Annotated in this window: 11 protein-coding genes and 1 pseudogene; 5 read left to right on the forward strand and 7 right to left on the reverse strand. The window is 69.0% G+C overall.

Annotated features, from left to right (window positions below; all coding sequences use genetic code 11):
• Positions 1-28: 28 nt before the first annotated feature.
• The 4 genes from AC1DBL_RS02980 to AC1DBL_RS02995 form a co-directional block, all read right to left on the reverse strand.
• Positions 29-478 (reverse strand): SseB family protein, encoded by a 450-nt coding sequence (locus AC1DBL_RS02980; RefSeq protein ID WP_476892010.1) that lies wholly within the window; start codon positions 476-478, stop codon positions 29-31.
• Between the two features lie 130 nt (positions 479-608).
• The gene (locus tag AC1DBL_RS02985; RefSeq protein ID WP_476917007.1) at positions 609-1,634 is read right to left on the reverse strand and encodes a type IV toxin-antitoxin system AbiEi family antitoxin domain-containing protein; all 1,026 of its coding nucleotides are present in this window, start codon (positions 1,632-1,634) and stop codon (positions 609-611) included.
• A 139-nt stretch (positions 1,635-1,773) separates the two neighbouring features.
• The gene (gene topA / locus AC1DBL_RS02990; RefSeq protein WP_476925430.1) at positions 1,774-4,512 is read right to left on the reverse strand and encodes a type I DNA topoisomerase; all 2,739 of its coding nucleotides are present in this window, start codon (positions 4,510-4,512) and stop codon (positions 1,774-1,776) included.
• A 169-nt stretch (positions 4,513-4,681) separates the two neighbouring features.
• A complete protein-coding gene (locus AC1DBL_RS02995; RefSeq protein ID WP_441416819.1) occupies positions 4,682-5,344 on the reverse strand; it encodes an ArsR/SmtB family transcription factor in 663 nt (220 codons plus the stop codon).
• A gap of 186 nt (positions 5,345-5,530) precedes the next feature.
• Between AC1DBL_RS02995 and AC1DBL_RS03000 the strand changes: the two are divergent.
• Positions 5,531-6,676 (forward strand): annotated as a pseudogene (locus AC1DBL_RS03000) (MFS transporter); the annotation flags it as partial.
• A gap of 57 nt (positions 6,677-6,733) precedes the next feature.
• Here AC1DBL_RS03000 and AC1DBL_RS03005 read toward each other — a convergent pair.
• Together AC1DBL_RS03005 and AC1DBL_RS03010 are read right to left on the reverse strand one after the other, a co-directional pair.
• Positions 6,734-8,371: a DUF7059 domain-containing protein gene (locus AC1DBL_RS03005; protein ID WP_476925431.1), complete on the reverse strand. Its 1,638-nt coding sequence runs from the start codon at positions 8,369-8,371 to the stop codon at positions 6,734-6,736.
• 73 nt (positions 8,372-8,444) lie between these two features.
• Entirely contained in the window at positions 8,445-9,200 is a 756-nt protein-coding gene (locus AC1DBL_RS03010) for a MerR family transcriptional regulator (protein ID WP_476892007.1), read from the reverse strand.
• A gap of 197 nt (positions 9,201-9,397) precedes the next feature.
• On the opposite strand from AC1DBL_RS03010, the gene AC1DBL_RS03015 reads away from it, so the two are divergent.
• Genes AC1DBL_RS03015 through AC1DBL_RS03025 form a run of 3 tightly spaced genes read left to right on the forward strand, consistent with a single transcriptional unit; the run spans position 9,398 to position 11,043 of the window.
• A complete protein-coding gene (locus tag AC1DBL_RS03015) occupies positions 9,398-9,853 on the forward strand; it encodes a hypothetical protein (RefSeq protein WP_476925432.1) in 456 nt (151 codons plus the stop codon).
• A gap of 40 nt (positions 9,854-9,893) precedes the next feature.
• Positions 9,894-10,442, forward strand: a complete 549-nt coding sequence (locus AC1DBL_RS03020) for a hypothetical protein (protein ID WP_476925433.1) — start codon at positions 9,894-9,896, stop codon at positions 10,440-10,442.
• A 58-nt stretch (positions 10,443-10,500) separates the two neighbouring features.
• Positions 10,501-11,043, forward strand: a complete 543-nt coding sequence (locus AC1DBL_RS03025; protein ID WP_476925434.1) for a hypothetical protein — start codon at positions 10,501-10,503, stop codon at positions 11,041-11,043.
• A gap of 72 nt (positions 11,044-11,115) precedes the next feature.
• Here the strand turns inward: AC1DBL_RS03025 and trhO are convergent, their stop codons facing one another.
• Positions 11,116-12,012 (reverse strand): oxygen-dependent tRNA uridine(34) hydroxylase TrhO, encoded by an 897-nt coding sequence (gene trhO, locus AC1DBL_RS03030; protein WP_441416813.1) that lies wholly within the window; start codon positions 12,010-12,012, stop codon positions 11,116-11,118.
• A gap of 211 nt (positions 12,013-12,223) precedes the next feature.
• On the opposite strand from trhO, the gene AC1DBL_RS03035 reads away from it, so the two are divergent.
• Positions 12,224-12,916 carry a GNAT family N-acetyltransferase gene (locus tag AC1DBL_RS03035; RefSeq protein WP_441416812.1) on the forward strand — a complete coding sequence of 231 codons (693 nt, stop codon included), beginning with the start codon at positions 12,224-12,226 and terminating at the stop codon, positions 12,914-12,916.
• Positions 12,917-12,945 lie beyond the last annotated feature (29 nt).

The following is a 12,945-nucleotide window of genomic DNA, read 5'->3' on the forward strand; positions in this document are numbered from 1 at the left end:
GTGGCCCGTCCCGCTTAGGCCCGGGCGCTTAGGCCTGGCTGTCGTCCTGGGCCGAGTCCGGCTCCTGCTCGGACGGCTTGAAGTCCCGGCGGATGTTCGCCACGCCCTCCGGGTCGATTTCGAAGCCGTAGACGGCGCCGGGGTTGATGACCATACCCAGCTGGTCGCCGAGGTTGCCGATGATTGCCGAGCCCTGGGTGCCGAGCACGTTCGGCGCCGCGGCGAGGAACTGTTCCGCCACACGGCTCGGGTGCGAGAAGACGGCCAGCACGGGCTCTCCCGCAGCGTTGGCGAGCACCAGCGGCTCCACCTGGGAGTCCGGGCCGTCGATCGTGTCGGAGCTGACGATGTAGACCTCGTTGTTGAGGAAGGACAGGATGACCTCCACCGGGTTGGCGTCCGGCTGCTCCCCCCGGGCGAGCTTCTCTTCGAGGTCGTTGAGCGGCTGGAGATCCATGGGTTCTGGCTGTTCAGTCATGTTCCTACTCGATCACGTCACGCCCCGGTCCGCAATTCCTTCCTGGGCGCCCGGCCGGTTCGCGGTCTCCGTCCACGCTCGCGGTACTGACACCGCGAGCCCGGCTCAAAGCCGCGAGCAGACGGCAATCTCAGCGCCCGAGCACCTGAAGCAGCCTCGTCTTCAGCTCGTGCTCGCGGAACAGGTCCCGCCATTCGACCCGGATGAACCTCCAGCCCAGCTCCATCAGTGCCTTCTCGCGGCGCCGCTCGGCAAAAATGGCCTCGGCAGTGGGGTCATAGTCGAAGTATTTGCCGCGGCCATCAAACTCCATCGCCACCAGCCGCTCCGGCCATGCGCAATCCAGCCTGTACGTACCGAGCCGCGTCCGGACCTCGAACTGGAGCTGCGGAGCAGGAAGCCTCAGCCGCCGGACCAGATCGCGGAGTAGCGTTTCACCCGGCGACTCGGACAGCGGATCCGCATGGGCGAGCACCTTCTTCAACGTCGAGACGCCCGGCGCCCCGCGGAGCCGGGCGCACTCCAGCTCCACCGCCTCCCGCCCGGCACCGAGTCGCAGGGCATGGTCCATCAGAATCAGCCCCTGCGCATAGTTCAGGACGAGGCAGCTGTCCGCGGCCGTTCGGGCCAGCGACGTAACGCGATGCCCGGCCACGTGCACGACGTCGGCGGGAGTCAGCGCACGGGTATGCGCCTGCACGTCGCCCGCGTGGCCACCGGTCGACGGGAGGAACGGCACCGTGAGGTGGATGGTGTCGTCTACTTGCCACAGAAAGAGGCCGTGGAGCCGGGCTGCCGTGGTGTGGCTGAACACGTAGGCGCCCGTTGAGCTTGTCAGGCAGCGGTGGGCGTAGGCCTCGATTCGGAAGCGCGAGGCACCGTCCGCATCGAGTGCTGCCCAGAAGGAGCGGCGGACATAGCAGCCGCGGCGCAGCTTGAGGAGGGCGCCGCCGGCAGCCAGCTGCCGAATTTTCCGTGCGGACAGGCCCCGGTCCAGCAGTTCCTCGGTCCGCCACAGGTTGACGGCTTCGGGAAGCTTTGGGTCCAGGGCTGCTGCCGAAGGTCCCGGGCCCGGCGTCAACGGACGGGCCGACTCAGCGGAACCGGCCCATACAACAGCGAGGGGGTCCTCAGGCTGGGTGGCGGGGTATTCCATGGCGCCAGCCTGCCGCCACCGCTCCCCTTCCGAAAGTCCGCGATGGACCTATGTGCACAACCACTCGCGGGTTCCGTCCGCCGTCGGCGTCTTCTGACGTCGAGCTGGGAAGGAACCCGCGAGCGGGGGCGAAGTGCATCTACTTCTTGGCGGCGGCCTTGCGGGCGGGCGCCTTGCGGGCCGTCGTCGTTCGCTTGACCGGGCCCTTGGCCCGCTTCTCGGCGAGGAGTTCGACGGCGCGTTCCCGGGTCAGTTCCTCGATGGCGGTGCTGCGCGGCACCGTGATGTTGGTGACGCCGTCGGTGATGTACGGGCCGAAGCGGCCTTCCTTCACCACGATGTTCTTCTCCGAGACCGGGTCCGGGCCGAACTCCGCCAGCGGCGGGACGGCGGCGCGGGCGCCGCGCTGCTTGGGCTGCGAGTAGATCTCCAGTGCCTGTTCCAGCGTGATGGTGAAGATTTCCTCCTCCGAGCCGATGGAACGGGAGTCCGTGCCCTTCTTCAGGTACGGGCCGAAGCGTCCGTTCTGCACCGTGATGGGGTTGCCCTCGGCGTCCTGGCCCAGCACCCGCGGCAGGCTCATCAACTGCAGCGCCTCATCGAGGGTCACGGTGTCCACGCTCATGGAGGCGAACAGCGAGCCGGTGCGCGGCTTGGCCTTGACCGGCTTCTTCGGCGGCTTTGGCTTGCCGTTCTTGTAGTACTCCACCGGCTGGTTGGCGAGCTGCTCCTCGGTCATCTCCGGGATGATCTCGGTGACGTAGGCGCCGTAGCGGCCGTTCTTGGCCACAATGGTATGCCCGGTGTGCGGGTCCGTGCCCAGCACGCGCTCCTCCGGGGCGGCGGTCTCCATCAGCTCGACTGCCTTGGCGGCGGTGAGCTCGTCCGGAGCCAGGTCCTCGGGGACGTTGGCGCGGGCGGACTCGATGACTTCGCCGGTCTTCGGGTCCACGGTGGGGACGGAGCTCTCCAGGTACGGGCCGAACTTGCCGACGCGCAGCGTGATGCCGTCGGTGATCGGGATGGAGTTGATTTCGCGGGCGTCGATCTCGCCAAGGTTGTTGACGATGCTCAGCAGGCCGGGCTCGGAATCCTGACCGAAGTAGAAATGCTTGAGCCAGGCGGGTCCGGCTTCCTGGCCGTTGGCGATCTTGTCCAGGTCGGCTTCCATGTCGGCAGTGAAGTCGTAGTCCACGTAGTCGTGGAAGTGCTGTTCGAGCAGCCGGATCACGGAGAACGCGATCCAGCTCGGGACCAGCGCGGAGCCTTGCTTCCGGACGTAGCCGCGGTCCTGGATGGTGGAGATTGTGGAGGCGTAGGTCGACGGGCGGCCGATGCCTTTCTTTTCCAGTTCCGCGGTCAGGGACGCTTCGGTGAAGCGCGGCGGCGGCGAGGTTTCATGCCCGACGGCGACGATCTCCGAAGCGGTCAGCGCGTCGCCCTTGGCCACGTTGGGCAGCCGGCGCGCTTCCTCGGAGTCCTCGTCTCCGCGGCTCTCGTCCTTGCCTTCCTCATAAGCGGCGAGGAAGCCCGGGAAGGTGATGACGGTGCCGGAGGCGGAGAACTCGGCGTCCCGGCCGTCCGCCGCGCCACCCACGGTGACGGCGCCCAGTCGGATGGTCGCGGTGGAGCCCTTTGCGTCGGCCATCTGGGAGGCGACGGTGCGCTTCCAGATCAGCTCGTAAAGGCGGAACTCGTCGCCGGAGAGCTGCTTGGCAACCTGTGCCGGGGTGCGGAAGGAGTCGCCGGCGGGGCGGATGGCCTCGTGGGCTTCCTGCGCGTTGGCTGCCTTGCCGCTGTAGACGCGGGGCGAGGCCGGGACGTACTCGGGGCCGTACAGCTCGGAGGCCTGGCGCCGCGCGGCGGTGATGGCCTCGTTGCTCAGCGCATTCGAGTCCGTACGCATATACGTGATGTAGCCGTTTTCGTAGAGCCGCTGGGCCACCTGCATGGTGCTCTTGGAGGAGAAGCGCAGTTTGCGGCCGGCCTCCTGCTGCAGCGTGGAGGTGGTGAACGGCGCCGCGGGACGGCGGGTGTAGGGCTTGGTGTCGACGGAGCGGACGCGGAAGTCCGCCTCCTGCAGGCCGGCGGCCAGGGCGCCGGCGAGTTCCTCGTTCAGGTGCACGACGCCGCGCGAGGTGAGCTCGCCGGCGTCGTTGAAGTCCCGTCCGCTGGCGACCTTGGAGCCATCGACAGCAGCCAGCTTGGCCTTGAAGGAGCCGGACTCCGCGCCGAACTGGCCGGTCAGGTCCCAGTAGGACGCCGACTTGAACGCCATCCGCTCCCGTTCCCGGTCCACCACCATGCGGGTGACGACGGACTGCACGCGGCCGGCGGACAGGCCGCGGGCCACCTTGCGCCACAGTACCGGGGAGATTTCGTAGCCGTAGAGGCGGTCCAGCACGCGGCGGGTTTCCTGCGCGTCCACGAGGTCCTGGTCCACGTCGCGCAGGTTGTCCATCGCGCGGTGGATGGCTTCCTTGGTGATTTCGCCGAAGGTCATCCGGTACACGGGGACTTTGGGCTTGAGGACTTCCAGCAGGTGCCACGCGATGGCCTCGCCCTCGCGGTCCCCATCGGTTGCGAGGTAGAGGGCGTCAGCGCCCTTGAGCTGGGCCTTGAGTTCGGCGACCTTTTTCTTCTTGTCCGGAGACACCACGTAGTACGGCTTGAAGTCGTGTTCAATGTCGACGGCGAACTTGCCCAGCGGCGTTTTCTTCAACTCTGCGGGGAGCTCCGAAGGCTGCGGCAGGTCGCGGATGTGACCGATGGAGGCCTCAACGATGAAACCTTCGCCCAGGTACTTGGCGATGGTCTTGCTCTTGGCGGGAGACTCCACAATCACGAGTTTCTTGCCGGTGGGGGCCTTGCTTGGCACGGTGCTCCTACAGAAAAAGGTTGCTCGGGCAGATGCGCCCATACCCGCCTAGTTCACCATATTTTGCAGATTCCCGCGCATCCGGGTGCAAAAGTCAGTCTCCCGGGCACGTCTTGCAAACGTAACGAAGCACCCACAGTTGCGGCCTTCGGGAGCGCCGCGCTGCCGCTTAGGACGCCGGCGCGGCCTTGCCCCGGTCGTCCGGAATCATCGACCACATGGTGGCCATCCGGACAGCCCCCTCGGGCACCCGGTCCGGGTCCTCGAGCTCGTAGTCCCTCAGCAGGTCGAAGAGCCTCTCGTTCAGCTCTCCGGCCTGGGCCGGGGTCAGGTACAGCAGGTTGCTGGCCAGCACCACGGAGGAGGTGCCGTCCACGGCTTCGCCGCGCTGGCGCCGCTCGTCCCGGGTCCTGGCGTAAGCGTTGACGCGCCGGCGGTAGGCGTCTAGCTCCAAGTCCAGCACGGCGAATTCCGGACTGGCCACTCCCCCGCCCGAATTGATGGTGAAGTCGGTGCCGGCGGCTTTCCAGCGGCGTTCGCGGGCATCGCCGGCGGTGGCCGCGGGCACCACGATGCCCCACTTCTGCAAAGCGCGCAGGTGGTAGCTCATGGCGCTCGGGGTGAGGCCGGTCTGGGCGGCAAGTTCAGTGGCGGTTCGGCTTACCTGGGTGGAATACAGCTCGGAAATGACCTCGAGCCGGGCGGCGTGGGCCAGCGCCCGGATCGCCTTCGGGTCGGTGATTTCGACCTTCTTTTCCGGACGCGGCCTGCGCTTGGCGGCCGGAGCGGCGGTCTCGGCGGGGCCGACCGACTTGGGAGTTTCTGCATTCACGCTTTCAGTCTACCGACGCCTGCCAAACTATGAAAGAAATGCTTGACACTACCTGCAGGGGCGGGATACCTTGCGGTTATGAAACACATACTTCATAAAGTGCGCGGCGCATCCGGCGAGCCTTCACTTTGGCGCAACCGCGACTTCCTGCTCGCCAGCAGCTCCCGGTTCCTGGCGACCGGCGGCATGGGCGCCGTCGTCGTCAGCGTCATGCTGCACCTGCAGAACGTCGCGGCGGACGGTGCGGCACCGGCTGCCGGCCCATGGCTCGTGGCGGCTTACCTGCTGTGCTCGGCGCTGCCGCTGGTCCTGCTGGCGCCGTGGGCGGGCCGGCTCGCCGACACGCGTGATTCCCGCACGCTTGCGACGGCGTCGTCCGTGGTCAGCGCCGTGGCCGTGGCGGGCATGGGCGTAAGCCTGCAGTACCTGGACAACCACATCCCCGTGCTGTTCGCCATGACGTTCCTGTTGGACGCCGCGCAGGCCGTGGCGGGGCCGACCTGGCAGGCGCTGCTGCCCCGGATCGTCGGCGAGGAGCGCACCCCGAGGGCGATGGGCACCATGCAGGCCACCATCATGATCGCTGGAATGGCCGGCCCGGCCGCGGGGGGCCTGCTCAGCGGCTGGGGCGGCTCGGGGCTGGTGTTTGCGGTCGCGAGCGGCTGCTATCTGGCCATGGGCGCCGGTGCCCTGCTGATCCGCACCCGACGCGGGACCGCGGCCGAGCTGGCCGGCCGGGACGCACCGGCGCTGCTGGATGGCCTGCGGCTGATCCGCCGGGACAGCCTGGTGTGGGCGCTGGTGCTCGGCGCGCTGTTCTTCATTGTCGTCGGCGAGGCCACCAACGTGCTGGAAGTCTTCCTGGCCCGGGGCGAGCTCGGCGCCACCGAGACCCAGTACGGTCTGCTCGCTGCGGCCTTCGGGCTCGGCATGGCGGTGGGCGCGGCGCTGGCCGGACGGATCAAGGCGCCGCCGGCCCGGCTGCGTGTGCTGCTCGCCAGCATGGCCCTGACCTCGGCTTTCCTGGCAGTCATGGGGCTGGTGCCCAGCGTGGGGCTGCTGTTCGTGGCCTACACGGCGATGGGCACGGCCTGCGGCGCCCTGAACGCCTGCTTCGGTGCGATCGCGATCCTGCGCATCCCGGAGAGCGGGCGGGGCCAGGCGATGGCGATCATCGGCGGCATGACCCGCGCCGTCTCCATTGCCGCCCTGGCCATCGGCGGCCTGCTCGGCGCACTGCTGCCGGTCCGGCTGAGTTTCCTCATCACAGGGGCGGGCGGCGTGCTCGTGGCCCTCGCCGTCGCCGCCTACGTGCTGCCTCGCTTCGGCCGCGAAGGCGCGGTGCCGCTCGCGGTCCCGGTGCCGGTCGCGGTGCCGCCGTCGTCCGTCTCAGGCGGGGAGCAGGAAGCCGTCGCGCACCAGGTTGGCCACCTCGTCGAGGAGCCCCTGCCGGAACGCCGCGCTGTCATATCCCTCGTAGCCGCCCAGCAGGGCGTCAAGGGCGCCGATGATCTGCCCGACGGAGAGCTCGCCGTCGCACGCTGAGACAAAGCCGGCCAGCTCGGTGCTGAGCAGGTTGGTGCGGCGCAGCCCCGCGCCCTGGCGCAGCAGGATCACGCCGGGGTGTTCGGCGCCGGGACGCTGGTGCCGCTCCTCGGTGACATCGTCGGCCACCAGCAGGTGCGCGGATTCCAGCTCGTGCGCGGCCAGCCAGTCGGCGCGCTCGACGGCGGCGCCCAGGTGCGGGCCGACGGGCTGTTCGATCGGGTAGGTAATCTCCTCAAACCGGGACATCACCGGCCGGGCGCCGGCCGCGGGTCGCCGCAGCCAGATCATCCCGAAGCCGATGGCCTCCACGTTCCGGGACGCGAAGTCGTCCAGGTAGGCGGCATAGGAGTCCTGGTAGAGCCGCCGGTCGCGGGCCTCGGAGGCGTCCCGCAGCCAGGTCTCTGCGTACTCTTCCGGGCTGACCTGCTCGCGCTGGATGAACCAGACGTCTGCGTCCGGGCTGGCCCAGCTTCGCGGCCGGTCGGCCCACGCGGCGCCCGCCGGGATCTCCCAGTTGCCCAGCAGCTGGGCTGTCCCTCCGGGGGCGAGGACCGAGGGGAGGTCCCGGACAAGCGCGGCGACGATGTCATCGCCCGGCAGGCCGCCGTCGCGGTAGGTGAACTGGTCCGAGGCGGTCTCCCCGGCCCCTCGCGGAGTGATGACGAACGGCGGATTGGAGACCACCAGGTCGAATTCCTGCCCCGCCACCGGATCCAGCAGCGAGCCCAGCCGCAGGCTCACCCGGCTTTCCGGCTCGGCGGGGTCCAGGTGCAGCGCCGCCGCATTCAGCATCAGGTTGAAGCGGGTGAACGCCAGCGCCCGCTCCGAGATGTCGGTGGCAGTGACGTGCTCGGCGTGGTGCAAGAGGTGGAAGGTCTGGATGCCGCAGCCGGTGCCGAGGTCCAAGGCGCGGGCCACGTGCCGGCGGGCGGTGACCTGCACCAGGGTGGTGGACGCCTGACCGATCCCCAGCACGTGGTCATGGCGCAGCACGCCCGGGCGCTGGTGGGCGGCCAGGTCGCTGGCCACCCAGAGCTCGGCCCCGCCGCTGCTGATTGTCTCTTCACCGGCGGCGCCCTCCCAGCCGTACGGCCGCAGATCCACCTTCGCCTGGACCAGGCCCTCCGGGGACGGCTCCACGAGGCCCAGTTCCACCAGGCCCGCCGTGCGGATGCCGGGCAGTGCGGCGTCAAGGGTCCCGGCCGGCTGCGGCTCGGCCAGCAGCCACAGGCGGATGACGGCGGCGAGCGCCGACGTCGTCGTCCCGCCACCGACGGCGGCCTCGGTGGCGATCAGGGCGGGGATGAGCTGGTCCCGGCCCAGGGCCGCGTGGGCGGCCGGGCCCAGGAGTTCGGCCACGCCGTCAACCGTGTAGCCGATGGCGCGCAGGTCCGCGGCGAGCGCCTGGAGCAGGTCCGGGAAGTCGCTGCGGGGAGCGTCGGGGGTGTTGCCGGCCGTGAAAAGCGTAGAAGGAGTCACCGGACAAGTTTAGGCGCGGCACAGGTTTAGGTGCGGGCCCGCCGGCCCCCGCCGAAGCGGAGGTGCTGCCGCGTCAGAGGTTCTTGCTCGCGTAGGCCCGCAGCGCGTCCCGCACGAACGCGGCGCCGGCGGCCCCACCGTAGTTCGCGGCGAAACGCGGATCTGCCACGTACATGTCACCGAGACCGGACACGTATTCCCTCACGTTCCCTCCGCCGGCCGCCGGGGTCCCCGGAATACCGGTGAGCCATTCGACCTGGCGCCGTGCGAGGTCCTGCGCTTCCGGACCGTCCGGGGCGGCACCCGATTCGGCCGCGGCAATCCAGTCCCGGCCCAGCTGCTTGGACCGCTGTTTCCAGGCGTCCTTTTCGGCGGCGCCCATGCCGCGCCACCAGGCGTCGCCCTGCGCATAGGCGGCCGTGCCCCAGCGCCCCTCCACCTCGTCCTTGTACTGCGTATGGTCGAAGCCGTCGAACATTTTCTCTGCCATGGGTTCCCTTCCTGCCTTGACTTCCCTGAGTGTGTGTTGGACCGAGGCGATCTGCCGCGCCAGCCGGTCCTGCTCCTGGCGCAGCCACTTGAGGTGGCCGGCCAGCGCGCGTTCGGCCTCCCCCTCGCGGGCGAGCGCCTCGGCGATTGCCGGCAGGCCGAGTCCCAGTTCCCGCAGCAGCAGGATGCGCTGCAGCCGGAGCAGTGCGGCCTGGTCGTAGTACCGGTAACCGTTGTCCCCGGTGCGGCTGGGCTTGAGCAGCCCGACGGCGTCGTAGTGGCGCAGCGTCCGGCTCGTGGTGCCCGCGATCTTCGCGATCTGCTGCACGGACCAGTCCATGGCTGTCGTTCTCCTCAACCCTGGAGCGCCCGGACTATCCGGCCGCTACTCCGAGCCTAAATGTTGACGCGGCGTCAAGGTCAAGGCTTCTTCTCGCCTGGCCCGTGCCGGGACGAGCGCGGGAGCTGATTGCCGGCTAGCGGCCACGGGACGACGGCGGGGCAGGGACGGCACGCCCCAGCGGGTAAGTTGGAGGCATGCTTTTCGCTCCGCCCTCACCCTCCCGCCCTCGCGCTCTCGGGCGCCTCTTCGCCGCCGCGGCCGGCGTCGCCGTCGTGCTGGGAGCCTCGGCGTGCTCCGCCGGGGGCTCTATCGAATCCGCCGACGTGAACGCTTGGAAGGCCAGCGCGTTGCCGTCGGCCAGCGGGATCGTCCTGGCGGACGCCGGCAAGATCCTTAACCGCGACCCGGTCGCCAAGGACGCCAGCGTCCCGGCCGGCAACTACACCTTGACGATGAGTTGCGACGGCGGCGGCAAGGAATTCTTCGAGGTCACCCTCGACGGAAACCACCTCACGGAAGCCGGGGCCGCCTGCAACGGCAGCCGGGAGACCGCCAGGATCAAGGTGCCCGCGGCGGGCACGCTGAAGATCAGCGCTTCGAGCGTGGACGCCCCGCTCATCTTTGCCTACCAACTGGTGGCCGCAGCCTGATGTGACTTGCGCCGGCCGGAAGCGTGGCTAGGCTCGGGGCATGGTTGCTACTGGGGGTAGGCAAGGGGTCCGTGTTTGGGCGCTGACGTTCGCGCTGGCGCTCTGCGCGGCGGTAGCGCTGGCCGGCTGTAAAGTCGCGGACGACGTCGGGCTCCCGGCGACCGACGCCGGGCCATCGGTCCGGTCCGCTGCGCCGCGGCCGCCACTGCCAACGCAGGACCCGGAGCTGGCGGCCGAAGCGGCCAAGAACCTGACGGAAGTTCAGCGGCTCCTCGGTGCCCCGCCCAAGACCGAACTGATGTCGGCTTTAGGCGGGATCGGCTTCCGACAGACCGCGCCGGGCGCAGCCAAGGGCCCGTATACCGTGAAGGTTGCCTGCGCCGGTACACCAAACGTGCTCCTCACCGTTTCGCAGCCTGACCGCCGGGACGGGGCCAGACTGCAGCTCAACGTCACCTGCGGGCGCAGTGTCCAGAAAGCCGTGAAGCTCGAATCGGGGCCGATCACGGTGCAAATCGAGCCGAGCTCAACCGGGTCGGATCCAGGCGCCGCCGTCGGGTTCCGGCTCGAGCGCCGCCCTTCCGCTTAGAAGCGCGCCGGACCGCCGGGCTCTGGCCCGCCGCCGCGGCCGGGCTTAAAGTCTGAGTATGCCCACCGCGCAGGCACCCCTGCCGCTGCGGTCGCGCGGCATGCTCACCGCCGTCGTGCTGGCCGCTGCGCTGTCCTGCGCCACCGGGCTGGCCGGTTGCGAGTATGAGTACGACGACGGGCTTTCCGCACGTGATGCGCCGTCGCAGGCGACCACGTTCAGCGACGCCGCCCTCCCCCAGGACCCCGGCCTGAACCGGCCGGTGACCGGGCCGGAACTCAAACACTGGGTGACGGAAGTGTTACCGGAAACCCAGGGCCAGGTATTCCATACCGGCTACGGGCTGCTGGACGCCGGCGCGACGCGCAATGAGACCACCACGCAGCTGCCGAGCGGAACCTATGCCCTGACCCTGGTCTGCCGAAGTACCCGGCGGGTGTCGTTCACCATCGTGGACAAGGCGAGCATTCTGGTGGACTTGAGCCTGCGGTGCGGCACGCCACGGGTCAACGTGGTGCAACTCGGCGCGGACACGGTGCTGAGGGTCCGGATCGGGTCCCTGGCGCCGGCGAATTTCGCCTACCGCGTGAGCCGGATCTAGGTCAGCGACCAGCCGGCCCTCCGATTGCTACCTCAGGCGGCGGAGCGCGTCCTCAGGCGGCGGAGCGCGTCCTCAGGCGGCAGCGCAGCCGTCCGGGCAGCGCAGCGTCGCCGGGTCCGAGGCGCAGTCAATGCAGTACAGCGTCAGGGTGCGGCAGCTGGGGTTGGAGCAGTTCTCGAACTTGCTGGTGGGCGCCGCGCAGCGGACGCACTGGCCGATGGTCTTTGCGTCCTCGCTGAACTCCAGGTGCATCCGCTTATCGAAGACGTAGAGGGAGCCCTCCCACAGCCCCTGGTCCTTGAACGCCTCCCCGTAGCGGACGATCCCGCCGTCGAGCTGGTAGACCTCCTTGAAGCCGCGGTTGACCATCAGGCTCGAGAGGACCTCGCAGCGGATGCCGCCGGTGCAGTAGGTGACCACGGGCTTGTCTTTGAGGGCGTCGTACTTGCCGGAGTCCAGTTCCTTGATGAAATCGTGGGTCGTCGCGACGTCGGGGACGACGGCGTCCTTGAATTTTCCGATCTGGGCTTCGAAGCCGTTGCGTCCGTCGAAGAACACCACTTCGTCCCCGGCCTGCTTCTTCGCTTCCACGAGCCGGTGCAGTTCCTCGGGCGCAAGATGCGTCCCGCCGCCGACGACGCCGTTTTCGTCCACCTTGAGCTCCCCCGGGGCGCCGAAGGAGACGATCTCGTCACGTACTTTGACGCTCAGCCGGGGGAAGTCCGCGGCACCGCCGTCGGACCACTTCACGTCGATGCCGCGGAAGCCCTTGTATTCGCGGGTCGTCTTGACGTACTGCTTGACGGCGCCGATCTCGCCGCCGACGGTCGCGTTGATGCCGTCCTTGGAGATGATGATCCGGCCGGTCAGCCCGAGCTTTTCGCAGAGGGCGCGCTGCCAGAGCCGGACGGCGTCCGGGTCCGCGATCGGGGTAAAGCCGTAAAAGAGCACAATTCGATTCAAAGCCACGTATTTAAGCGTACTGGGCGGGGCAAAACCCGGCGCCGGGCGTTGCGGGATGGAGGCGCCACGGATGCCCCACCCTCCGGGGTCCGCCGCGGACGCCATACGCCCGGGCGCCGCGGCGTGCGCCCGGCCCGACTGTCACAATTGCGTAAGCAAGCGGCCCCGCGGATCCCGGCCCCTGTTGCTTGCGGCGGGGCTGGAATACGCTCATCTCATGAGCCTTGACGCCATGGTTGACGACACCACCCACCTCCTTGAGGTCTGGGTTGCCGGGTGGGCCGGTTGCCGGGGTTATGAGACCCGCAGGGAGGGCCGCTTTCCCGCCGCGCTGAGGGCGGACACGACCCACGAGTGGGAATATTTCGCCCATGACCCCTCGGATTCCGAGTTCGAGGAGCTGGCCGCCAAGACCGCCGAGGTCCCGGCCCGGATCCTTACGATCCTCACCAACGACGTGGCTCGCTACTCCGCCCTGGCCGAGAAGAACGGGCTGAACGTCACCTCGGCGTCGCAGACCATGATGATCGTGGACATGGAAACCCAGGACGCCGAGGACCCCTGGCTTCCGGACGACGATCTGCGCTGGGTGCCGTCGACCACGGGCGGTGTCCACCATGCCGTCGTCTATGCCGGCGAAGAGGTGGCCGCCAGCGGGCGGGTGTTCGTCGCGGACCACACCGCCGTCTTCGACAAGATCGTCACCGAGCCCGGGTTCCAGCGGCGCGGACTCGGCAGCTTCATCATGCGGGCACTGGCCGCCCAGGCGTTTGAACACGACGTCGAAGGCGGGCTCCTGCTGGCCTCCCTGGACGGCCAGCAGCTGTACTCGCATCTCGGCTGGACCACGGTGTGCCATGTGCTGATGCTTTCCGCCTCGGACGAGGGCGCCGACCTCTCCGTGGGATGAGCGGGTTCCCTGCCCCGGCGTCGGTCCGT

This window comes from Arthrobacter sp. 10T44 (assembly GCF_056393885.1).

Excerpts from the sequence above, each read along its gene's own strand:
- AC1DBL_RS02980 (WP_476892010.1), bottom strand. The coding sequence starts at position 478 with ATGACTGAACAGCCAGAACCCATGGATCTCCAGCCGCTCAACGACCTC.
- AC1DBL_RS02985 (WP_476917007.1), bottom strand. The coding sequence starts at position 1,634 with ATGGAATACCCCGCCACCCAGCCTGAGGACCCCCTCGCTGTTGTATGG.
- AC1DBL_RS03010 (WP_476892007.1), bottom strand. The coding sequence starts at position 9,200 with ATGGACTGGTCCGTGCAGCAGATCGCGAAGATCGCGGGCACCACGAGC.
- AC1DBL_RS03015 (WP_476925432.1), top strand. The coding sequence starts at position 9,398 with ATGCTTTTCGCTCCGCCCTCACCCTCCCGCCCTCGCGCTCTCGGGCGC.
- AC1DBL_RS03020 (WP_476925433.1), top strand. The coding sequence starts at position 9,894 with ATGGTTGCTACTGGGGGTAGGCAAGGGGTCCGTGTTTGGGCGCTGACG.
- AC1DBL_RS03025 (WP_476925434.1), top strand. The coding sequence starts at position 10,501 with ATGCCCACCGCGCAGGCACCCCTGCCGCTGCGGTCGCGCGGCATGCTC.
- AC1DBL_RS03035 (WP_441416812.1), top strand. The coding sequence starts at position 12,224 with ATGAGCCTTGACGCCATGGTTGACGACACCACCCACCTCCTTGAGGTC.